This is a genomic window from Solimonas flava DSM 18980 (assembly GCF_000426685.1).
GTDB lineage: Bacteria > Pseudomonadota > Gammaproteobacteria > Nevskiales > Nevskiaceae > Solimonas > Solimonas flava.
Map to the genome: position 1 here is coordinate 237,311 of NZ_AUFV01000007.1, position 20,179 is coordinate 257,489.

At 69.4% G+C, this 20,179-nt stretch carries 21 protein-coding genes and 2 riboswitches; of the genes, 13 read left to right on the forward strand and 8 right to left on the reverse strand.

All coding sequences use genetic code 11. From position 1 onward, the window contains the following. Positions 1 to 109: 109 nt before the first annotated feature. Positions 110 to 913, forward strand: coding sequence for an AraC family transcriptional regulator (locus K343_RS0108505; protein ID WP_161628867.1), 804 nt, complete (start codon positions 110 to 112; stop codon positions 911 to 913). 34 nt (positions 914 to 947) lie between these two features. On the opposite strand, the gene K343_RS23330 is transcribed toward K343_RS0108505, so the two are convergent. Beyond that, positions 948 to 1,367, reverse strand: coding sequence for a DUF3293 domain-containing protein (locus tag K343_RS23330; protein ID WP_051278072.1), 420 nt, complete (start codon positions 1,365 to 1,367; stop codon positions 948 to 950). Beyond that, on the reverse strand, positions 1,364 to 1,873 hold the full coding sequence (locus K343_RS0108515; RefSeq protein ID WP_028007704.1) for a YqiA/YcfP family alpha/beta fold hydrolase: 510 nt from the start codon (positions 1,871 to 1,873) through the stop codon (positions 1,364 to 1,366). The genes K343_RS23330 and K343_RS0108515 overlap by 4 nt, the downstream gene beginning before the upstream one ends. Before the next feature lie 47 nt (positions 1,874 to 1,920). On the opposite strand from K343_RS0108515, the gene K343_RS0108520 reads away from it, so the two are divergent. The 9 genes from K343_RS0108520 (at position 1,921) to K343_RS0108560 (ending at position 12,065) form a co-directional block, all read left to right on the forward strand. Next, the gene (locus K343_RS0108520) at positions 1,921 to 2,232 is read left to right on the forward strand and encodes a hypothetical protein (protein ID WP_028007705.1); all 312 of its coding nucleotides are present in this window, start codon (positions 1,921 to 1,923) and stop codon (positions 2,230 to 2,232) included. Continuing rightward, positions 2,229 to 2,522: a hypothetical protein gene (locus K343_RS0108525; RefSeq protein ID WP_028007706.1), complete on the forward strand. Its 294-nt coding sequence runs from the start codon at positions 2,229 to 2,231 to the stop codon at positions 2,520 to 2,522. Before K343_RS0108520 ends, K343_RS0108525 begins: the two co-directional genes overlap by 4 nt. 115 nt (positions 2,523 to 2,637) lie before the next feature. Next, the gene (locus tag K343_RS0108530) at positions 2,638 to 4,047 is read left to right on the forward strand and encodes an alpha/beta hydrolase family protein (protein WP_028007707.1); all 1,410 of its coding nucleotides are present in this window, start codon (positions 2,638 to 2,640) and stop codon (positions 4,045 to 4,047) included. A gap of 37 nt (positions 4,048 to 4,084) precedes the next feature. Further along, the gene (locus K343_RS0108535) at positions 4,085 to 5,206 is read left to right on the forward strand and encodes a beta-ketoacyl-ACP synthase III (RefSeq protein WP_028007708.1); all 1,122 of its coding nucleotides are present in this window, start codon (positions 4,085 to 4,087) and stop codon (positions 5,204 to 5,206) included. Between the two features lie 22 nt (positions 5,207 to 5,228). Then, complete coding sequence (sppA, locus tag K343_RS0108540; protein ID WP_028007709.1) at positions 5,229 to 7,121, forward strand: signal peptide peptidase SppA; 1,893 nt, start codon at positions 5,229 to 5,231, stop codon at positions 7,119 to 7,121. 5 nt (positions 7,122 to 7,126) lie between these two features. Then, positions 7,127 to 8,020: an alpha/beta fold hydrolase gene (locus K343_RS21460; RefSeq protein WP_154662487.1), complete on the forward strand. Its 894-nt coding sequence runs from the start codon at positions 7,127 to 7,129 to the stop codon at positions 8,018 to 8,020. Beyond that, a complete protein-coding gene (gene murI / locus K343_RS21465) occupies positions 8,017 to 8,793 on the forward strand; it encodes a glutamate racemase (protein WP_043112333.1) in 777 nt (258 codons plus the stop codon). Before K343_RS21460 ends, murI begins: the two co-directional genes overlap by 4 nt. Before the next feature lie 111 nt (positions 8,794 to 8,904). Further along, positions 8,905 to 9,000: riboswitch (glycine riboswitch) on the forward strand. 369 nt (positions 9,001 to 9,369) lie between these two features. Beyond that, a riboswitch (glycine riboswitch) is annotated at positions 9,370 to 9,478 on the forward strand. Positions 9,479 to 9,529: 51 nt separating this feature from the next. Then, positions 9,530 to 10,822, forward strand: coding sequence for a D-amino acid dehydrogenase (locus tag K343_RS0108555; protein ID WP_028007710.1), 1,293 nt, complete (start codon positions 9,530 to 9,532; stop codon positions 10,820 to 10,822). A gap of 112 nt (positions 10,823 to 10,934) precedes the next feature. Beyond that, positions 10,935 to 12,065, forward strand: coding sequence for an aminotransferase class V-fold PLP-dependent enzyme (locus K343_RS0108560; protein ID WP_028007711.1), 1,131 nt, complete (start codon positions 10,935 to 10,937; stop codon positions 12,063 to 12,065). A gap of 141 nt (positions 12,066 to 12,206) precedes the next feature. On the opposite strand, the gene nadC is transcribed toward K343_RS0108560, so the two are convergent. The 4 genes from nadC to K343_RS0108580 all read right to left on the reverse strand — a co-directional run bounded on the left by nadC (position 12,207) and on the right by K343_RS0108580 (position 15,425). After that, on the reverse strand, positions 12,207 to 13,061 hold the full coding sequence (gene nadC / locus K343_RS0108565; RefSeq protein ID WP_084615779.1) for a carboxylating nicotinate-nucleotide diphosphorylase: 855 nt from the start codon (positions 13,059 to 13,061) through the stop codon (positions 12,207 to 12,209). Positions 13,062 to 13,098: 37 nt separating this feature from the next. Continuing rightward, positions 13,099 to 13,758 carry a DedA family protein gene (locus tag K343_RS0108570; RefSeq protein ID WP_028007713.1) on the reverse strand — a complete coding sequence of 220 codons (660 nt, stop codon included), beginning with the start codon at positions 13,756 to 13,758 and terminating at the stop codon, positions 13,099 to 13,101. 109 nt (positions 13,759 to 13,867) lie between these two features. Next, complete coding sequence (gene argF, locus K343_RS0108575) at positions 13,868 to 14,770, reverse strand: ornithine carbamoyltransferase (RefSeq protein WP_028007714.1); 903 nt, start codon at positions 14,768 to 14,770, stop codon at positions 13,868 to 13,870. A 79-nt stretch (positions 14,771 to 14,849) separates the two neighbouring features. Beyond that, positions 14,850 to 15,425, reverse strand: coding sequence for a superoxide dismutase (locus K343_RS0108580; RefSeq protein ID WP_028007715.1), 576 nt, complete (start codon positions 15,423 to 15,425; stop codon positions 14,850 to 14,852). A 172-nt stretch (positions 15,426 to 15,597) separates the two neighbouring features. Between K343_RS0108580 and grxD the strand changes: the two genes are divergently transcribed. Further along, positions 15,598 to 15,924 (forward strand): Grx4 family monothiol glutaredoxin, encoded by a 327-nt coding sequence (gene grxD / locus K343_RS0108585; protein WP_028007716.1) that lies wholly within the window; start codon positions 15,598 to 15,600, stop codon positions 15,922 to 15,924. Between the two features lie 63 nt (positions 15,925 to 15,987). Here the strand turns inward: grxD and K343_RS0108590 are convergent, their stop codons facing one another. Then, positions 15,988 to 16,533 carry a DJ-1 family glyoxalase III gene (locus K343_RS0108590; protein WP_028007717.1) on the reverse strand — a complete coding sequence of 182 codons (546 nt, stop codon included), beginning with the start codon at positions 16,531 to 16,533 and terminating at the stop codon, positions 15,988 to 15,990. A gap of 156 nt (positions 16,534 to 16,689) precedes the next feature. On the opposite strand from K343_RS0108590, the gene icd reads away from it, so the two are divergent. Together icd and K343_RS0108600 are read left to right on the forward strand one after the other, a co-directional pair. Further along, positions 16,690 to 18,453, forward strand: coding sequence for an isocitrate dehydrogenase (NADP(+)) (icd, locus tag K343_RS0108595; RefSeq protein ID WP_028007718.1), 1,764 nt, complete (start codon positions 16,690 to 16,692; stop codon positions 18,451 to 18,453). Positions 18,454 to 18,502: 49 nt separating this feature from the next. After that, positions 18,503 to 19,267, forward strand: coding sequence for a competence/damage-inducible protein A (locus tag K343_RS0108600; protein WP_028007719.1), 765 nt, complete (start codon positions 18,503 to 18,505; stop codon positions 19,265 to 19,267). A gap of 17 nt (positions 19,268 to 19,284) precedes the next feature. Here the strand turns inward: K343_RS0108600 and K343_RS0108605 are convergent, their stop codons facing one another. Then, positions 19,285 to 20,157 (reverse strand): DMT family transporter, encoded by an 873-nt coding sequence (locus tag K343_RS0108605; protein ID WP_028007720.1) that lies wholly within the window; start codon positions 20,155 to 20,157, stop codon positions 19,285 to 19,287. Positions 20,158 to 20,179 lie beyond the last annotated feature (22 nt).

Here is a 20,179-nt window from a genome sequence, read left to right on the forward strand (position 1 = left end):
TATGCACCTGCTGCGGCGGCCAATGCCGCTGCGCCGCGGATTCGCTATCAATCCGCGCTCGGTCGCACGAAGGGAACCGTGCGATGCCAGTTCTTCAGGGATCAGAACCGTGCGTTCCGCTTATCTGTGGCCAGGCCACGTGCTGCTGGCCGTGCCGTCGCTGTTCAATGCGCCGCACCGCCATCTCGGCGCGTCGGTGCTGATCGGCGTCGATGCACCGTTCCGGCTCGACGTCGCCGGGCGGTCGCTGCGCTGTCGCGCCGCGGTCGTGGCGCCCGACGTCGAGCAGAGCCTGCACGCCGAAGGGCCGCTGCTGGCGCTGCAGGTCGATCCCGATCAGCCCGCCTACCGCCAGCACCTCGCGCCGCTGCTCGGCGCCGACCGCGTGGTGCTGCCGGACCCGGACTGCATCGACATCGCGCGCCGGTGCTTCGACTTTCTGAGCCTGCGCGCGTCCGGCTGCGCCGAGGCGGATCGCCTGCTGCAGGAAACGCTGCTCGGCCTCGGTCTCGGCGGCGCGCGGTCGGCGGCGCGGCCGCTCGATCCGCGCATCGACGCGATCGCCGGGCGCCTGCGCGAGGCGCGGCCGGCCCGCCTCGATCCGTCGCCGCTGGTCAGCGCCAGCGGGCTGTCGCACTCGCGCCTGATGCACCTGTTCAAGGACGAGATCGGCGTGTCGATGCGGCGCTTCGTCGCCGGCATCCGCGTCCAGCACGCGTTGATGCGCCTGCGCGCCGCGCGGAACCTGACGCACCTGGCGCACGAGACCGGCTTCTACGATCTGGCGCACCTCTCGCAGGCCTGCCGTGCGCATGCCGGCACGACGCTGAGCGGGCTGCTCGAGCAGTTCGCGCACCAGCCGGGCCGGGTGTTCGCCTGCGTCGAGCCGCACGAGGATTGCGTGCGCGCCTGAGCCGGCGCCGATCGCCGGCGCGGCGATGTTGCGTTCAGCGCGTCCAGACCAGCGCCGGCGGCGCACCGAGGCGGCCATGCACGAACGCGGCCTGGCCGTAGTCGCGCGCCAGCGCCAGGACGGCCGCCGGCTCGGCATCGAACACGCAGGCGCCGGGTTCCGGCCAGCGGCCGTCGTCGGCGCGCCCGAGACTCGGCCGCGTGTCCCAGTGGCGTGCGGCGAGGTCCGCCGCGAAGCGTGCCAGCCGCGCCTCGTTGTCGGCGTCCGGCAGCCGCCGCGAATCCGGATTGCACGGCGTGACGACGAACCAGTGCCGGCGGCAGCCGGCGGCGCGCAGCGCGGCGTCGGCGCCGGCGTCGCGCCGGCCGATGCGGCGCACGAGACGCTGCGTACCGAGATCAATTTCGTAGCACGCGCCCGCATACGCCGCGGCCCGCGCGGCGTCGCGGCTCATGCGGCGAGCACCTCGGCGAGCAGGCGGTCGAGAAGCAGATCGAGCATCGGCAGCTGGTCGTTCAGCGTGTGCCCGGCGTCGAGCACGTGCAGTGCGGCGCGATGCTGCAGCGCGAAGCGCTGCGCCTGCGCCAGCGGCACGATGTCGTCGTGCCAGCCGTGCACGACGCTGCAGCGCGGCGGAATGCCCTGCGGCTCGCCGTCCCAGCCGGGATAGGGGAAGTAGAGCGCCGGCGCCATCAGGAACAGGGCCTGCGGCTGCAGCGCGGCGCAGGCCATCGCCGAGACGTAGCCGCCCATGCTCGAGCCGGCCAGCACCAGCCGCCGCGCCGTCGGCCGCAGCGCGAGCAGCTGCGCGATGCGGGCCTGCGGGTCCTGCGTGTGACTATAATCCGGGCTGATGACGGCGAAGCCGCGGCGTTGCGCGGTCTGCGCCAGATGCGTGATCTTGGTGCCCCACGGGCCGCTTTCCTTGCCGTGGGCGAAGACGATCAGGTTCTCGGTCATCGAAGGTCGGTCACGCGGGCGGGGCGAAGTCTGGAGAGGCGCGACGGATGATACGCAAAGGGCAGGCAGAGGCGGAGGCAGGCACGAAGCGCCGGCGGCGCCGCGCGGCCGAGCCGCTCGACGTGCAGCTGACCGTGCGCTTCAACTTCGGCGCGGCGCCGGACGATCACGTCACCGTCATCAACAATCGCCGCGTGCCGATGGTCGGCAGCGTGATCGCCAATCGCGACCGCATCCTGCGCGGCTTCGTCAGTCTGCTGATCCGCACCGCGATGAAGCAGCCGCGCATCGCCCGCGAGCTGTTCCCGCTGCTGACGCTGCCGGTGCGCCGGCGCAAACCGGAAGATGCCCGCGGATGAAGGCTCTCAACATCTTCAATGCCGTGATGCTGGCGCTGGCCGCGACGTTCGCCGTGACGCTCGGCGTCGTGTGGATCCTGTACGCCTTCAACATGGACAACGAGCCGCGCCTGCACAGCGAGTGGCGTCTGGTCACGCACATGACGCTGAGCTTTCTGGCGTTGACGCTAGTCGCCGCGTTCGCGTTCTGGGGGCAGCACCGGCAGCGGGCCTGGCGCTGGCCGGCGCAGGGCGTGCAGCTGCTGGCGCTGGCCGGCGGCGTCTGGTGGATGTCGCGCCTTCTCACCTGAACGCTGCCGGGGCCGTCGCGGCGCTCGAAATGCCGCGGCCGGCCCGCCTACACTGACGCCGGCCGCGATGCGGTGCGTCCCTCGGCTCCAAGCGCCAACCGAAGAAGAGGAAAGGATGGAATATCCCAAGCCCAAGCAGTGGGAAGTGCTGAGCTGGGTGCCGATCGTCGCCGGCCTGTACTGGCTGCTCGCGCACGACGGCGGCGCCTGGCTGTTCTGGGCGATCGTGCCCGGCGCGCTGCTGCTGGCGTCCGGCATCGGCCTGCTGCTGACGCCCGGTGATCCGCGCACGATCAGCCTGATGTCGGTCGGCGCCGTGTTCGGCCTGCTGTTCACGCTGCCGGCGTGGTGGGTCGCCGACTTCGGCACGGCGTTTTTCACCGGCTTGCTGTCGTTCGCCAGTTTCCTGGCGTCCGGCCGCGCGGCGCTGCGCCGCGCGCCGCTGTATCTGGGCGCGACGCCGCCGGAGATTTCCACGCGCATGGACTTCAAGGTGGCGATCGACGAGGCCGTGCTCGGCTACTTCGTCGGCGCCTCGCGCATTCCGAGCGGGCAGGAGGCGTCGCGCACCTGTGAGGATTCGCTGCGCATGGAGGACGCGATCCGCCAGCACGGCTGGGACCGCGATCCGCAGGCCATGCATCCGGCCCCGCCGGCGCCGGAGGAGACGTACATCGACCGCGGCCGCATCTTCGGCCACGACTACGAGGTGCTGCGCTTCGACAGCGGCTACGCGCCGCCCAGCGAACTGCCGAACGCGGTGATCTGGAAGAGCTACGCCAACAACGCCGAGTGCCACGTGCGCCTGCTGCGCCATCCGGGCAAGCCGCGACCGTGGCTGATGTGCATTCATGGTTATCGCATGGGCTCGCCGTGGATGGACCTGAGCCTGTTCTCGCCCGGCTGGCTGCATCACAAGCTCGGCCTGAACATCATCCAGCCGGTGCTGCCGCTGCACGGTCCGCGTCGCGCCGGCCTGCGCTCCGGCGACCTCTATCTCGACGGTGACCTGTCGGACCTGATCTACGCCGAGTCGCAGGCGCTGTGGGACCTGCGCCGCACGCTGGCCTGGCTGCGCGCCAACGAGCCCGGCGCGCGCGTCGGCGTGTTCGGCGTGTCGCTCGGCGGCTACAACGCGGCGCTGCTGTCCGGCTACGACGCCGAGCTCGATTTCGCCGTTGCCGCGATTCCGGTGATCGACCTCGCGTTCGCGTTGTGGAGCGTGGCGCCGCCGGCGCATCGCGCGTACTACGCCGAGCACGGCCTCGACGAGGCCCGCTACCGCAGCGTCCTGCAGCCGGTGTCGCCGCTGGCGCGGGCGCCGCTGCTCTCCCGCGAGCGGCTGTTCGTGGTCGCCGCGACCGGCGACCGCATCGTCGTGCCGCGCCATCCGCTCGAACTCGGCCGTCACTGGAACGTGCCGGTGCAGTGGTACCAGGGCTCGCACCTGTCGATCCGCCGCGAGCACGAGGTGCGTGACACCCTGAACCTGGCGATCGCCAGGGCCGGCTGGAGCGTGGAGTAGAATCGGCGCCATCCCACGGACCCCTCATCCTGAAGCCATGATCAAAGCCGCGATTACCGGCACCGGACTCTTCACGCCTGCGCAGTCGATCTCCAACGACGAGCTGGTGGCCTGCTACAACGCTTACGTCGAGCGCTACAACGCCGAGCACGCCGAGGCGATCGCCGCCGGCACGACCGTGCCGCTGCAACCGTCGAGCAGCGAATTCATCGTCAAGGCCTCGGGCATCAAGTCGCGCTACGTGCTCGACAAGACCGGCGTGCTCGACCTCGACATCATGCGGCCGCGGCTGCCGACGCGCAGCAACGACGAGCCCTCGCTGCTCGCCGAGATGGGCATCGCCGCCGCCCGCCAGGCGCTGGAGCGCGCCGGGCGCACGGCGGCCGACGTCGATTTCGTGATCGTCGCCTGCTCGAACCCGCCGCGCGCCTATCCGGCGCTGTCGGTCGAGATCCAGGCGCTGCTCGGTATCCAGGGCTTCGCCTACGACATGAACGTGGCCTGCGCGTCGGCGGCGTTCGGCATCCAGGCGGCGGTCGACGCGGTGCGTCAGGGCAGCGCGCGCGCGGTGCTGGTCATCAATCCCGAGGTCTGCAGCGGTCACCTGAACTGGCGCAGCCGCGACTGTCATTTCATCTTCGGCGACGCCGCCACCGCAATGCTGGTCGAGCCGCTCGAAGGCGCGGCCTCGAAGACCCGTTTCGAGGTGCTCGGCACCAGGCTGGCGACGCAGTTCTCGAGCAACATCCGCAACAACTTCGGCTTCCTCAACGAATGCGAGGTGCCGCCGCGGCCGTGGGACGACGTGCTGTTCCGCCAGGAAGGCCGCAAGGTCTTCAAGGAAGTGGTGCCGATGGTGTCCGAACTGCTCGGCGCGCACCTCGGCGCGCTCGGCATCGAGCCCGGCCAGGTCAAGCGCTTCTTCCTGCACCAGGCCAACCTCAACATGAACGAGCTGATCGCGCGCAAGGTGCTGGGCCGCGATCCGTCGATCGAGGAAGCGCCGGTCATTCTCGACGAATACGCCAACACCAGCTCGGCGGGCTCGGTGATCGCGTTCCACAAGTATCACGACGATCTCGTGCCCGGCGACGTTGCCGTACTGTGTGCGTTCGGCGCCGGCTACTCGGCCGGTTCCGTGGTCATGAAGCGCGTCTGAGCACGCGAAAGGAATTTTGCCGATGAGCGACAGCCAGACCCCCGTGCGCGGACGTTCGGTGCTCGGCCGCCTGTTTCATTTCCTGTGGATGCTGGTCAGCGGCTTTCTCAAGCTGATCACGATCGTGCTCGTGCTCGGCTCGCTGGCGGCGATCTGGTTCCTGATGCGCAGCGGCCACGGCGGCCTGCGCATCGAGAACAACACGCCGCTGGTGCTCGCGCCGAGCGGCGTGCTGGTCGAGCAGATCGACGAGGACCCAAGCCAGCGCCTGCTCGAAAATCTCAACGGCCAGCTGCCGTCGCAGTCCTCGCTGCGCGATCTGATCGACGCGCTCGAGACCGCCAAGGACGATCCGCGTATTCCGTTCGCGGTACTCAAGCTCGACGGCCTGTCCGACGCCGGCCTGCCGCAGCTCGAGGAGCTGGCGGCGGCGATGAAGGACTTCCGCGCCGCCGGCAAGAAGATCATCGCCTGGAGCCCCTCGTACGAGCAGGCCTATTACTACGCCGCGGCGCAGGCCGACGAAGTGGTGATGGACCCGATGGGCAGCCTGTCGATCGAGGGCTTCAGCAGCTACAACAACTACTTCAAGGACGGCCTCGACAAGCTCGGCGTCGACGTGCACGTGTTCCGCGTCGGCGAGTACAAGTCGGCGGTCGAGCCGTTCACGCGCAACGACATGTCGCCGGACGCGCGCACCGCCAACCTCGACTGGCTCGGCGATCTGTGGAAGGACTACGGCAAGGGCGTCGCCGAGGGCCGCAAGCTGTCGGAGACGGCGGTCGACGACTACGTGCGCCGCTTCGCCACGGGGCTCGAAGAGCACGGCGGCGATCCGGCCGCCTATGCCAAGGCCAGCGGCCTGGTGAGCAGCGTCGAGACGCAGGCGGAGTTCCGCAAGCGCATGGGCGCGATCGTCGGCTTCGACGATGATCTCGGCAGCTTCCGGCAGATCTACTATCTCGACTACCTGTCGGCGGTCGAGCGCGAGGGCGCGCTCAAGGGCGGCAAGGGCCATGACACGCACACGATCGCGCTGGTTGCGGTGCAGGGCGAGATCGTCGACGGCACCGGCCAGGTCGGCCAGGCCGGCGGCGACACCATTTCCGATCTGCTCGACCAGGCGCGCCGCGACGACGACATCTCGGCCGTCGTGCTGCGCGTCAACTCGCCGGGCGGCAGCGTCTGGGCCTCCGAGCAGATCCGTCGCGCGGTGCAGGCGCTGAAGGCCGACGGTAAGCCGGTCGTCGCGTCGATGTCGACGGTCGCCGCCAGCGGCGGCTACTGGGTGTCGATGGACGCCGACCAGATCTACGCGCACGACTCGACGGTGACCGGCTCGATCGGCATCTTCGGCATGATCCCGACGATCGATCGCGGTCTCGCCAAGCTCGGCATCCACACCGACGGCGTCGGCACGACGCCGCTGGCCGGCACGCTGCGCATCGACCGGCCGCTGTCGGCCGAACTCGGCCGCATCATCCAGGCGCAGATCGACAAGGGCTACCGCGACTTCATCGGCGGCGTGTCGAAGGCGCGCGACATTCCGGTCGAGAAGGTCAACGAGATCGCCCGCGGTCGCGTCTGGAGCGGCGCGCACGCCAAGGCCCTGGGCCTGGTCGACGACATCGGCGGTCTGCAGCAGGCCGCCGACGCCGCGGCCAAGCTCGCCGGCATCGAGGCCGGCGACTACGAGTTGCAGGAGATGTCGCCGAAGCGCGAGTTCGCGCTCGACTTCCTGTCGCGCTTCTACGGTCAGGCGCACATGGCCTGGATGCCGGCGCGCATGCGCGGCTGGCTGCAGACGATCAGCGCGCAGACCGATATCGAGCGCTGGCTGTCCGGCTTCAACGATCCGCGCGGCATGTACGCGCAGTGCTTCTGCACGCCGCAGCAGGGTGGCCGCAGCCGCTGAGCGCGATGCCGCAGCTACGCGTCGACGATTTCGACATGCACTACGCCGAGGCGGGCTCCGGCCCGCCGCTGGTGCTGGTGCACGGGCTCGGCGGCAGCCATCTCGACTGGGAGCACCAGATCGGGCATTTCGCGCAGCACTACCGCGTGATCGCGCCGGATCTGCGCGGGTTCGGTGACAGCGGCCACGGCCGGCGCCTGTTCACGATCCGGCGGCTGGCGCGCGACGTCGCCATGCTGCTCGCCGCGCTCGGTGTCGAGCGCTTCGCGCTGGTCGGGCATTCGATGGGTGGTGCGATCGCCCAGCAGCTGGCGCTCGACGGCGGCGGCCGCGTCGAGCGCCTGGTCGTCGCCAACAGCATGCCGATGTTCCGGCCGCAGACGCTGCGCCACCGCCTCGAATTCGGCTACCGCTGGCTGGTGATGGGTCTGCTCGGACCGGCGCGGCTGTCGCGCATCGGCGCCGCGCGCATGTATCCCGGTCGCGATCAGGCCGAAGCGCGGCGCAAAAGCATCGCGCGCGGCGCGCGCAACACGCGCTACGCCTATCTCTCGGCGCTGGCGGCGCTCGGCCGCTGGTCGGTGCTGCCGCGCCTCGGCCAGCTGCGCATGCCGGTGCTGGTGATCGGCGCCGAGCACGACTTTTTCACGCGCGAGGAGACGGTGCGCTTCGCGCATGCGCTGCCTTGCGCGCGACTGCACATCGTCGCGGGCGCGCATCACGCGCTGCCGGCCGAGCGGCCCGAGATCTTCAACGAGCTGGTCGGGCGCTTCCTGCGCGCACGCGCGGCGCCGGCCCGGCCGCGTGCCGGCCGCCGTCTGCGGCCGCGCGATCTGGCGCCGCATCCGCATTCGCCGCCGCCGGTCGCGGCGATCGCCGAAGCCGGAGGCGACGAGTGAGAGCGGATCGTGCGGCTGCGCCGATCGGTGTGTTCGATTCGGGTGTCGGCGGCCTGTCGGTGCTGCGCGAGCTGCGTCGCGAGCTGCCGCACGAGCATTTCATCTACTACGCCGACAGCGGGCATTGCCCGTACGGCGGCAAGCCGGCGATCGAGATCACGGCGCGCGCGTTCGCGATCACCGACGAGCTGCTCGCAGCCGGCGCCAAGCTGATCGTCGTCGCCTGCAACACGGCGACGATCGCCGCCGTCGAGCAGCTGCGCGCGACCTATCCGCTGAGCTTCATCGGCATCGAGCCGGCGATCAAGCCGGCGGTGCGACAGACGCGTAGCGGCGTGGTCGGCGTGCTGGCGACCGGCGCGGCGCTGGCCGGCGACAAGTTCCTGCGCCTGCAGGCCCAGCACGGCGACGGCGTGCGCGTCATCACGCAGCCCTGTCCGGGGCTGGTCGAATTCGTCGAGCGCGGCGAACTCGACAGTCCGGCGCTGCGCGCGCTGCTGCGCCGCTACATCGAGCCACTGCTGCGCGACGGCGCCGATACGCTGGTGCTCGGCTGCACCCACTATCCGTTTCTGCGCCCGCTGATCGCCGAGATCGCCGGGCCGTCGGTGGCGCTGCTCGATACCGGCGCGGCGGTCGCCCGCCAGGCGCGCCGCGTGCTCGAGCGCGAGGGACTGCTGGCGCCTGATGCCCAGGCGGGGCGCGTCGACTGGCGCAGCAGCGGCGACGCGGCGCGCGTCGGACCGGTGATCGAGCGCCTGCTCGGCGGCTGAAGTCCGCCGCGCCTTATGCGTGCGCGACGGCGCCGGCGTGTGGCATGCTTCGTGCTCGAATGAATCGCCGCTCGCAGCCCGCTCCGGGCCTGCCGGCGGCAGGACATTTCACCCAGCCACGCAGGAGAGCGGCAGCCGTCAGGAGCGGCTGCCCACCGAAGGCGCAATCTCCCATAAACGCTCAGGTCCCCGTACTGCGTCGCTGTTTGCCGACTGAAGAGTGATCCGCGCGAGCGGGTCCGCCGAAGAAGCAAGGTCGCCGCCCGCGGCGCACCGAATCTTTCAGGCCCCAGGACAGCGGGAGCGGCGCCGGTTGCCTCGTATAGCGGGGTTGCGGTGTCGTTTCGCGTCCGGGACAGAGGAGGATTCGGGCTTCGGCCCGCCGTGCCATCGTCGAAGAGGCTCGCCTGCGGCACGTTCGCGCGTGCGGCGATCGCGGCCGGTCGGCGGTGACGGCCCGTTCACGCACCAGCCATACCCTCGAGTGGTAAACCCAGGAGAACGCGCGTGCCCCGCAGTCGGGGCCGCGCTGCCGAAGGCGCAGACCCGAAACGCTCAGGCCTCGATACTGGAAGCAGCACACAAACTGGAGAGCGCCGCGCCGGCAACGGTCGAGCGGCCGCCGAAGGGGCAAGCCGCGTTGGGGCGCGGTGAATCTCTCAGGCAAAAGGACAGTGGGGCTTCGGCAGCGCGGCGCGAGACGCCGCGCTGCCTCACTATCTTTTTGGAGCTTGAGATGAAAGTGATCGTGATGGGCGCCGGCGTGATCGGCGTGGCCTCGGCGTGGTATCTGGCGAAGGCCGGGCACGAGGTGGTGGTGCTCGAACGCAATGCCGGCGCGGCGCGCGAGACCAGCTTCGGCAACGGCGGCCAGATCTCGGTGAGCCACGCCGAGCCCTGGGCCAATCCGTCGGCGCCGGGCAAGATGCTGCGCTGGCTCGGCAAGGAAGACGCGCCGCTGCTGTTCCGCCTGCGCGCCGATCCGACGCAGTGGTCCTGGGGCATGAAGTTCCTGCGCGAGTGCAGCGCCAGGCGCTCGACGCACAACATGATCCAGCTCGTGCGCCTCGGCACCTACAGCCGCGAAAGCCTGCAGGCGCTGCGCGTCGAGGCCGGCGTCGAGTACGACCATCTCGAGCGCGGCATCCTGCACTACTACACGAGCGCCAAGGAATTCGATCTGGCGATCGAGCCGGCGCGCATCATGCGCGAGATCGGCTGCGAGCGGCGCGTGATCGACGCCGACGAGGTGGTCCGCATCGAGCCGGCGCTGGCGCAGATCCGTTCGCAGCTGGCCGGCGCCACCTACACCAGCGCCGATGAATCGGGCGACGTGCACAAGTTCACGACCGGACTGGCGGCGCGCTGCGCCGAGCGCGGCGTGCAGTTCCGCTACGGCGTGCGCATCCAGCGCCTGCACACCGAGGGCGGGCGCATGAGCGGCGTCGAGTATGCCGACGAAACCGGCGCCTACCAGGTCGAGAAAGCCGACGCTTACGTGCTGGCGCTCGGCAGCTTCAGCCCGCAGCTCGCGCGTACCGCCGGCGTCGGTCTCGATATCTATCCGGTCAAGGGCTATTCGATCACGCTGCCGGTGCTCGAACCGGCGCTGGCACCGACCGCGAGCCTGACCGACGACGAGTTCAAGCTGGTGTTCTCGCGCTTCGGCGATCGCCTGCGCGTCGCCGGCACCGCCGAGTTCGACGGCTATTCGATGGCGCTCAACCAGGTGCGCTGCGAGGCGATCGTGCAGCGCACGCTGCAGGTCTTTCCGGGCATGAGCCGTGCGGAACTGGCGCAGTACTGGACCGGCCTGCGTCCGGCGACGCCGGGCAACGTGCCGTACATCGGCCGCAGCAAGGTCGAAGGCCTGTATCTCAATACCGGCCACGGCACGCTGGGCTGGACGCACGGCTGCGGCTCGGGCCGCGCGATCGCCGACATCATCGACGGCCGCCAGCCCGACTGCGATTTCGCGTTCTGCGGCCTGCCGGCGCGCAAGCCGATGGTGAGCGCGGCTGCCCCCTGACGCGGCGCGGGCGCCGCGCGACTCCGGCGGGCGCGGCGGTCGGCGGGGCGGGGGCGGCTACAATGCCGCTCCCCCCTCGCCAGACGGGCTGCGAACCCGCGGGAGTCATCAGATGTCGCGCCTCTTTTCGTCGGTCGATCCGGACGGCCTGCTCGAGTACTCGGTCGTCTTCAACGACCGGGCGACCAATCACATGTCGCAGCGCTTCCAGCAGGCGATGCGCGACATCTCGGCGACGCTGAAGTCGGTCTACAGGGCGGACGCCGTCGCCATCGTGCCGGGTGGCGGCACCTTCGGCATGGAAGCGGTCGCGCGCCAGTTCGGCTCGGGACGGCACTGCCTGGTTGTGCGCAACGGCTGGTTCAGTTACCGCTGGTCGCAGATCTTCGAAATGGGCGGCATCCCGTCGCGCGAGACCGTGCTCTGCGCGTCCGCCGTCGCCGACGCGCCGAAGGCGCCGTTCGCGCCGCCGGCGATCGAGGCGGTCGAGGCGAGCATCGCGCGCGAGCGTCCGGACGTTGTGTTCCTGGCCCACGTCGAGACCGCGGCCGGCCTGATCCTGCCCGACGATTACCTGCGGCGCGTCGCCGCGGCGGTGCATGCGCATGGCGGCCTGCTGGTGCTCGATTGCGTCGCCTCCGGCGCGATCTGGGTCGACATGCAGGCCTGCGGCATCGACGTGCTGCTGACAGCGCCGCAGAAGGGCTGGTCGGCGAGCCCCTGCGCGGCGCTGGTCATGCTCGGCGCCGACGCGCGCCGCCGCCTCGAACAGACGCGCAGCAGCAGTTTCGCGGCCGACCTGAAGAAGTGGCAGCAGATCATGCAGGCCTACGAGGACGGCGGCCACGCCTATCACGCGACGATGCCGACCGATGCGCTGCTGACGCTGCGCGAGGCGATGCAGAAGACGCTGGCCGCCGGCATCGAGACGCTGCGCGAGGCGCAGTGGGCGCTCGGCACGCAGATTCGCGCGGTGCTCGCGCGGCACGGCTATCCGAGCGTCGCGGCCGAGGGCTACGAGGCGCCGAGCGTGGTCGTCGCCTATACCGACGACGTCGAGATCAGCAGCAGCCGCCGCTTTGCCGCGCTCGGCCTGCAGACCGCTGCCGGCGTGCCGCTGATGTGCGGCGAGCCCGAGGGTTTCCGCAGCTTCCGCGTCGGCCTGTTCGGACTCGACAAGCTCACCGACGTCGACGGTGCGGTGCAGCGCTTCGAGGCGGCGGTGCGCGCGCTGCGCGCCTAAGGAAGGTCTGAAGAATCCGTCATCGCGAGGCCGCGCAGCGGCCGCGGCGATCCACACAGGACCGGCGTTGTGCACCGCTGGATGGCTTCGTCGCCTACGGCGCTTCGCAATGACGATGTATGCGCTTTTTCAGAGGGTTTCCTAAGCGAAGCGCATCGACAGGTCGACGGCGCGCACGTGCTTGGTGATCGCGCCGATCGCGATGCGGTCGACGCCGCATTCGGCGATGGCGCGGACCGTCTCCAGCGTCGCACCGCCCGAATATTCGATGACGGTCCGGCCGCCGCGTGCGCGGTGCGCGCGCGTCAGCTGCACGGCCTCGCGGATCTGCGGCAGCGTGAAGTCGTCGACCAGCAGCAGGTCGACGTCGGCCTCCAGCGCCGCCTGCACCTGATCGAAATCCTCGGCTTCCGTCATCAGCGGCACGCCGGCGTTCAGCGCGCGGGCATTGGCGATCGCCTGGCGGATGCCGCCGGCGGCGGCGACGTGGTTTTCCTTGATGAGAATGCCGTCGTAGAGGCCGATGCGGTGGTTGATGCCGCCGCCGCAGAGCACCGCGTACTTCTGCGCGTTGCGCAGGCCGGGCAGGGTCTTGCGCGTGTCGGCGATCTTGCAGCCGGTGCCGGCCACGGCGTCGACGTACTGGCGCACCGCGGTCGCGGTACCGGACAGCGTCTGCAGGAAGTTCAGCGCCGTGCGCTCGCCGGTCAGCAGGGCCCGCGCCGGGCCGTGCAGTTCGTAGAGGCGCTGGTCGGGGACGACGCGATCGCCTTCGGCGACGAGCCAGCGGATCGCGATCGCCGGGTCGAGCGCGGCGAACACGGCGTCGACCCAGGGGCGGCCGCAGATCACCGCGGCCTCGCGCGAGATCACGGCGGCGCTTGCGGTCTGTTCCGCCGGCACGAGGCGGGCGGTGACGTCGCCGCTGCCGATGTCCTCGGCGAGGGCGCGCTGTACGGTCGCGGAAACGTCGGTCGGAGGCGTCGGGGCGGTCATGGGCAGTGAACGGCTGGAAAAATGCGGACAGGCGATTCTACGGGCCCGGCTGGCGCCGCTGGCGGCGCGCCTCGCGTTCGCGGTACAGGCGCCGCCGGCGCGCGCGGCGGCGCCAGACATAGACCAGCAGCAGCGCGAGGAAGAGGGCGAAGACGACGGCGAGCACGGTCTTGCTGCGCCCGATCCACAGCAGCAGCCACGCGTGGTTCTCGGCGCCGAAGTAGCCCAGATAGACCCATAGCGGCACGCTGATCAGCGCCGCGAGGCCGTCGAGCATCAGGAAGCGCCAGAACGGCACGCGCCGCGTCATGCCGGCGGTGAGATAGATCGGCGTGCGCAGGCCGGGCAGGAAGCGGGCGATGAACATCAGGCGGTTGCCGTGCCGGCGGTACAGCGCCTCGATGCGCGCGTAACGCTTCGGGGTCAGCAGCCACGAAACCCAGCGCAGCTGGCGCGCGCGTTCGCCGAAGTGGCGGCCGGTCCAGAACATGACGGCGTCGCCCGACAGCACGCCGGCGAGGCCGACCAGGCACATCAGGTGGACATTGGCGTCGCCGATGCCGGCGATGATGCCGCCGGCGACCAGCGTGATGTCCTCCGGAATCGGCATGCCGAAACCGCAGGCCAGCAGCACGACGAAGACGGCCAGATAGCCGTTGTCGGTGAAGAACGCGAGCAGCGGATCGAGCAGGTCCACGGGCGATGCCGGGCGGCGCTTCAGCGGCGGCGGGGCCGCAGCGCGGCCGCGATCTGCCGCGGATCGGGCGCGTGTCCCGATCCGTCGCGGGCCGCGGGCGCGGTCATGCTCAGGCGGCGATGCCGAACAGGAACTCGAGCAGCGCCATCTGCGCCCAGAGCCGGTTCTCCGCTTCGTCGTAGATCACCGACTGCGGACCGTCGATCACTTCGGCGGCGACTTCCTCGCCGCGATGCGCAGGCAGGCAGTGCAGGAAGATCGCATCCGGCTTGGCGAGCTGCATCAGCGCCGTGTCGACCTGATAGCCGGCGAAGGCCTGCAGGCGCTTCTGCTGCTCGGCTTCCTGGCCCATGCTGGTCCAGGTATCGGTGACGATCAGATCGGCACCGCGCGCGGCGGTGGCCGGCGAGTCGGCGAGCCGGACGGCGTCGCCGGCTGCGCGCATCAGCTCGGCGTCCGGCTGGTAGCCGGCCGGCGCCGCGATGTTGAGCTTGAAGCCGAACAGCGTCGCGGCTTCGATGAACGAATGGCAGACGTTGTTGCCGTCGCCGATCCAAGCCGCGGTTTTGCCGCGAGGATCGCCGCGATGCTCGAACCAGGTCTGCAGGTCGGCGAGCAGCTGGCACGGATGGTGGAGATCGGACAGGCCGTTGATGACCGGGACACGCGAATGCGCCGCGAACTCTTCCTGCTCCTGCTGCGAATCGTTACGGATCATGATCGCGCTGCACATGCGCGACAGCACGTTGGCGGTGTCGCGAATCGGTTCGTCGCGACCGATCTGCGTCGCGCCGGCGGCCAGGAACAGGGCATGCCCGCCGAAGCGCGCCATGCCGGCCTCGAAGCTGACGCGCGTGCGCGTCGAGTTCTTGGCGAAGATCATCGCCAGCGTCTTGCCGACGAAGGGCCGGTAGCCGCTGTCCGTCTGCCGCTTGAGCGCGCTCGCGCGCAAGACGATCTGCCGGGCTTCGGCCGGCGCAAGATCGGACAGTTTCAGCAGGTGACGCGGCATGGCGGCTCTCTCATTTCCGCACAACAGAAAACGGCGAAGGCCGCGCAAGCGCGGCCTTCAACCCCATCGGCTGAGGATTTTACCCCAGATTCTTCTCGACGAATTCCCAGTTCACGAGCGCCCAGAAGTGCTCGAGGAAGCTCGGCCGCGCGTTGCGGTAGTCGATGTAGTAGGCGTGTTCCCAGACGTCGCAGGTCAGCAGCGGCTTCAGGCCCTTGGTCAGCGGGTTGTCGGCATTGGCGGTGGTGGTGATCGCCAGCGTGCCGTCGGCGTTCTGCACCAGCCAGGCCCAGCCCGAACCGAACTGGCCGATCGCCGCTTCGGTGAACTGCTTCTTGAAATCTTCGACGCCGCCGAACTGTTTGACCAAAGCGTCGGTCAACTTCTTGCCCGGCGCCTTCTGGCTCGGCGTCAGCGAGTTCCAGAAGAAGTTGTGGTTGTAGACCTGCGCAGCGTTATTGAAGATCTTGCCGGAGGACTTCTTGACGATGTCCTCGAGCGGCATGTTCTCGAATTCGGTGCCGGCGATCAGCTTGTTGCCGTTGTCGACGTAGGCCTTATGGTGTTTGCCGTAATGGAAATCGAGCGTTTCCGCGGACATGTGCGGCGCGAGTGCGTCGCGGGCGTACGGAAGCTCGGGGAGGGTCAAAGCCATGTGTTATTCCTCTTGTGCTGGTTCAGCGCGAAGCGCCTACTGGCTCGTGGGGCTCGACAACATAGGCGAATACCACCAGCGAATTCAATAGCGATGACGGCGTCGGGCAGCGGACGCCAGCGGGCATGCGTATAATCCGCCGCCGTTTGAACTCCTCTTGTCGGAGAGAGACATGGATGCATTGGAACGAATCAAGAAGCAAGTCACTGATAACCCGATCATTGTCTACATGAAAGGGACGCCGGACTTTCCGCAGTGCGGCTTCTCGGCGCGCGTCGTGCAGGCCCTGAAGGCCTGTGACGTGCCGTTCGCCTTCGTCAACATTTTCGAGGACGAAGAGGTCTACCGGGCCCTGCCGAAGTTCGCCAACTGGCCGACGTTCCCGCAGCTGTACGTGAAGGGCGAGCTGATCGGCGGCTGCGACATCACGCTCGACCTTTACCAGAGCGGCGAGCTGCAGAAGATGCTCGCCGAGGCGGTCGGCAAGAAAGCGGCCTGAGCCGCGCCGCTGCAGAAAAAACGCCCGCTTCGAGCGGGCGTTTTTTTTGCGACGGCGGGCGCCTCAGGCTTCGGCCAGCATCGCCGCGGCGACCTCGTGGCGGCGCGCGCTGCCGGCCAGCTTTTCGAGCAGGCCGAGCCCGAACGCGATTGCCGTCGCCGGCCCTTGGCTGGTGATGCAGTGGCCGTCGGCGACCACCGGCTGGTCGACCCAGTGCAGCAGGGCCTCGCGATACGAGGGGTAGCAGGTCGCCTGCTTGCCGTCGAGCAGGCCATGCGGCGCCAGCGCCAGCGCCGGCGCCGCGCAAATGCCGCCGAACCAGCGGTGCGCCATGCGCTGTTCCTTGAGCTTCTCGATCAGCGCGGCATGCGCGCCGAGTGCGCGCGCGCCGGCATCGCCGCCGGGCAGCACGATGGCGTCGAACGTGCGATGCGCAACGTCTTCGAACAGGGCATCGGCGTGCAGCACGATGTCGCGCGTGCCGTGGACCGTGCGGCTCCTGCCGATCGCGGCGACGGTGACGTCGACGCCGCCGCGGCGCAGGACGTTGACGATGGCGACGGTCTCCAGGGACTCGGATCCTTCGGCAATCGGGACCAGGACATTCATTGTTGTTCTCCAGTGTGCGAAGCGTGACGCCGGCGCGCGGCGCGCTTCCGATGGTGGGTTCCGCGGTTCGCCGGGGCCAGCATAACGGGCGTAAAATCGTTTCGACAAACGGCTCGTGAGGCCCATCCGGAATCAGCACAGGAGCGCGAGAGTCCCATGACCTACCGTCATATCCAGCTGCCCGCGTCGGGCGAGAAAGTCACCGTCCGGGACGGCAAGCTGCGGGTTCCGGACCAGCCGATCATCGGCTACGTCGAGGGCGACGGCATCGGCCCCGACATCACCAAGGCCTGCCTGCGCATCTGGAACGCGGCGGTCGAGAAGGCCTACGGCGGCCAGCGACGGATTCACTGGTGCGAGGCCTTCCTCGGCGAGAAGGCCGCCGGACTCTACGACGGCAACTATTGCCCGGACGAGACGATCGCCGCGCTGCGCGATCTGGTGATCTCGATCAAAGGGCCGCTGACCACGCCGGTCGGCGGCGGCTTCCGCTCGCTGAACGTGGCGCTGCGCCAGGATCTCGATCTCTACGCCTGCGTGCGGCCGGTGCGCCACTACGCCGGCGTGCCGAGTCCGCTGAAGAATCCCGGCAAGGTCGACGTCGTCATCTTCCGCGAGAACACCGAGGACGTTTACACCGGCATCGAATACAAGGCGGGCTCGGCCGAGAACGACAAGCTCACCAAATTCCTGCGCGAGGAACTGAAGGCGAAGTTCTTCGACGGCGCCGGCCTCGGCGTCAAGCCGATCTCGGCCTTCGGCAGCAAGCGCCTCGTGCGCAAGGCCATCCAGTACGCGATCGATAACGGCCGCGAGTCGGTGACCCTGGTGCACAAGGGCAACATCATGAAGTTCACCGAAGGCGCGTTCCGCAACTGGGGCTACGAGGTCGCGCGCGAGGAATTCGGCAACGTCACGATCACCGAAGAACAGCTCTACGCCGAGTACAAGGGCAAGCAGCCGGAAGGCAAGATCGTCATCAAGGACCGCATCGCCGACATCATGTTCCAGATGATGCTGCTGCGGCCCGACGAGTTCGACGTGATCGCGACGATGAACCTCAACGGCGACTATCTCTCGGATGCGATCGCCGCCGAGGTCGGTGGCGTCGGCATCGCGCCGGGCGCCAACATCGGCGATTTCGTCGCGGTGTTCGAGGCCACGCACGGCACCGCGCCGAAGTACGCCAACCTCAACAAGGTCAATCCCGGCTCGCTGCTGTTCTCGGGCGTGATGATGCTCGAGTACATGGGCTGGAAGGAGGCCGCGGACCTGATCACCCTGGTCTATCCGGAAGTGGTGTCGGACGGCATCGTCACCTACGACTTCGCGCGCCAGATCGACGGGGCGACCGAGGTCGGCACCTCGCAGTTCGCCGACGCGCTGATCGAGCGCATCGAAGGCGGCGTCGATCTCGAAGCCCGGCGTCGCGCGCAGCAGGCGCAGCTCGCCAAGGAGCGCAAGCAGCGCGAGATCCGCCGCCTGCTGCAGCCGCTCGAGGAAATGATCGACACCGGCCGCCTGCCGACCACCGTCTCCGACCTGATGACACGTTCGCTGATCACGGTCTCCGAGAAGGAGAGCGTCGAGGCGGCGATGCATCTGATGACCGACAACGACGTCAGCTCGCTGGTCGTCGAGCCGAGCGGCGACGGCGAGTGGGGCATCCTCACGCGGCGCGACATCGTCGCCAAGCTGGTGCGCGCCGGCAAGAACCCGGCGACCGCGCGCGTCGGCGAAGTCTGCACGCGGCCGGTCGTCTCGGTGCCGGCGGAAACGAGCATCCGCGACGCGGCGGCGAAGATCTCGGATGCCAATTTCAGCCGCCTGACCGTCACCCAGGGCGGCCGGATCATCGGCATCGTCACCGAGACCGACATCTTCAACGCCTTCGAAAAATACGCATGGACCGCCGAATGATCCGTCCCCCTTCGTGGGCCTTGCGCTTTTCGCCGCCCGGAGGGCGCGCATGAGCGTCGGCCTGCTGGTGATCGGCGACGAAATCCTCAGCGGCAAGCGCCAGGATCGCCATTTCGCGCGCGTCATCGAACTGCTGCGCGCGCGCGGCATGGAGCTGTCGTGGGCACGCATTCTCGGCGACGACGAAGCCGCGATCGCCGAGGCGATCGTCGCCGCGCAGGCGTGCGGTGACGCGCTGCTGTCCTGCGGCGGCATCGGTGCGACACCGGACGATTGCACGCGGCAGGCGGCGGCGCGCGCGTTCGGCGTGCCGATCGAGCGCCATCGCGAGGCCGAGGCGCTGATCGTCGACCAGTACGGCGCCGCGGCGCGGCCGAACCGCGTGCTGATGGCCGACTTTCCGCAGGGCGCGGCGCTGATCCCCAATCCGGTCAATCGGGTCGCCGGCTTTTCGATCGGCCGCTGCTACTTCGTGCCCGGCTTTCCCGAAATGGCCTGGCCGATGCTCGAATGGGTGCTCGACGGACCACTGCGCGCGCTGCACCGCGCCGAGCCCGACATCGAGTTCCGCCTGCGCGCGATCGGCACCAGCGGCGAGGGCGATCTGCTGCCGCTGATGCAGGAGACGCTCGCACGCTATCCGGGCATCAAGCTGTCGAGCCTGCCGTCGCGCGGCGGCCCGGAGCGTCCGCGCCACATCGAGTTCGGCTTCAAGGGCGCGCGTCAGCCGGCCGGCGCGGCGTACCGGCATTTCCTCGCCGGGCTCACGCGCTTCGCCGATCTGCGCGTCGAGGCGCTGGCGCCGCCGCCTTAAATGCCCGGCGGCAACGGCTAGCTGGCGACGACCGGCGGCGCCGGGCGCCAGCTGACCAGCACGCAGGTCAGAACGACGAGCAGCGCGCCGAGCGCCGCCCAGCGGTCGAGGCGTTCGCCCCAGAGCAGCCAGGCCAGCACCGCCGAGAACAGCACCGAGAAATACGTGAACGGGCCGACGCGCGCCGCCGGCGCCCAGGCGTAGGCATGCGTCAGGTGCAGCTGGCCGACGGTCGCGGCGATGCCGGCGCCGATCAGCAGCGCCAGCGCGTGCGGCGTCGGCGTCTGCCAGGCCCAGATGAGCGGGATGGCCGAAATCGCGGTCGCCATCAGCGCGAAATAGAACACGATGCGTTCGGCTGGTTCGGAATCCGAGATGCGGCGGATGCTGACCATCGCGCAGGCGGCGAGCAGGCCGGACGCCAGCCCGATCAGGCCGGCCCAGCCGAGGCCGCCGTAGCCGCCGGCACCGGGCCTGACGATGAGCGCGATGCCGGCGAGGCCGATGACGGCGGCCGGCAGCGCGATCCATGGCGGGCGTTCGCCGATCCAGGCCCAGGCGATGAACGGCAGCCACAGCGGCGTCGAGTACGTCAGCAGCATCGCCGAGGCCAGCGGTAGCGCGGCGATCGCATAAAAGAAGCAGTACATTGCCGCGACGCCGAAGGCGGAGCGCCAGAGATGGCCGCCGAGCCGGGTGGTGCGCACCGCCGACCGTCCGCGGCGCAGCAGCCAGGGCAGCAGCGCGAGCAGGCTGACGAAGCAGCGGATGAACACGACCATCTCGTTCGGCGTCGTCGCCGACGCCGCTTTGATGCAGACGCCGGTGATCGAGAAGGCGGCCGCAGCGAGCAGGGCGTGCAAGGCGCCACGGCGGAGGTTGTTGCGCATGGGGAGGCGGTGAACGGCGGTA

What these genes read in the sequence shown, in the direction of transcription:
- K343_RS0108590 (WP_028007717.1), bottom strand. Translation starts at nt 16,533, where the DNA reads ATGAATGTCCTGGTCCCGATTGCCGAAGGATCCGAGTCCCTGGAGACC.
- K343_RS0108600 (WP_028007719.1), top strand. Translation starts at nt 18,503, where the DNA reads ATGAGCGTCGGCCTGCTGGTGATCGGCGACGAAATCCTCAGCGGCAAG.
- K343_RS0108535 (WP_028007708.1), top strand. Translation starts at nt 4,085, where the DNA reads ATGATCAAAGCCGCGATTACCGGCACCGGACTCTTCACGCCTGCGCAG.
- K343_RS0108555 (WP_028007710.1), top strand. Translation starts at nt 9,530, where the DNA reads ATGAAAGTGATCGTGATGGGCGCCGGCGTGATCGGCGTGGCCTCGGCG.
- nadC (WP_084615779.1), bottom strand. Translation starts at nt 13,061, where the DNA reads ATGACCGCCCCGACGCCTCCGACCGACGTTTCCGCGACCGTACAGCGC.
- icd (WP_028007718.1), top strand. Translation starts at nt 16,690, where the DNA reads ATGACCTACCGTCATATCCAGCTGCCCGCGTCGGGCGAGAAAGTCACC.
- K343_RS0108560 (WP_028007711.1), top strand. Translation starts at nt 10,935, where the DNA reads ATGTCGCGCCTCTTTTCGTCGGTCGATCCGGACGGCCTGCTCGAGTAC.
- K343_RS21460 (WP_154662487.1), top strand. Translation starts at nt 7,127, where the DNA reads ATGCCGCAGCTACGCGTCGACGATTTCGACATGCACTACGCCGAGGCG.
- K343_RS0108525 (WP_028007706.1), top strand. Translation starts at nt 2,229, where the DNA reads ATGAAGGCTCTCAACATCTTCAATGCCGTGATGCTGGCGCTGGCCGCG.
- K343_RS0108515 (WP_028007704.1), bottom strand. Translation starts at nt 1,873, where the DNA reads ATGACCGAGAACCTGATCGTCTTCGCCCACGGCAAGGAAAGCGGCCCG.
- grxD (WP_028007716.1), top strand. Translation starts at nt 15,598, where the DNA reads ATGGATGCATTGGAACGAATCAAGAAGCAAGTCACTGATAACCCGATC.
- K343_RS0108605 (WP_028007720.1), bottom strand. Translation starts at nt 20,157, where the DNA reads ATGCGCAACAACCTCCGCCGTGGCGCCTTGCACGCCCTGCTCGCTGCG.
- argF (WP_028007714.1), bottom strand. Translation starts at nt 14,770, where the DNA reads ATGCCGCGTCACCTGCTGAAACTGTCCGATCTTGCGCCGGCCGAAGCC.
- sppA (WP_028007709.1), top strand. Translation starts at nt 5,229, where the DNA reads ATGAGCGACAGCCAGACCCCCGTGCGCGGACGTTCGGTGCTCGGCCGC.
- K343_RS0108530 (WP_028007707.1), top strand. Translation starts at nt 2,638, where the DNA reads ATGGAATATCCCAAGCCCAAGCAGTGGGAAGTGCTGAGCTGGGTGCCG.
- K343_RS23330 (WP_051278072.1), bottom strand. Translation starts at nt 1,367, where the DNA reads ATGAGCCGCGACGCCGCGCGGGCCGCGGCGTATGCGGGCGCGTGCTAC.
- K343_RS0108520 (WP_028007705.1), top strand. Translation starts at nt 1,921, where the DNA reads ATGATACGCAAAGGGCAGGCAGAGGCGGAGGCAGGCACGAAGCGCCGG.
- K343_RS0108580 (WP_028007715.1), bottom strand. Translation starts at nt 15,425, where the DNA reads ATGGCTTTGACCCTCCCCGAGCTTCCGTACGCCCGCGACGCACTCGCG.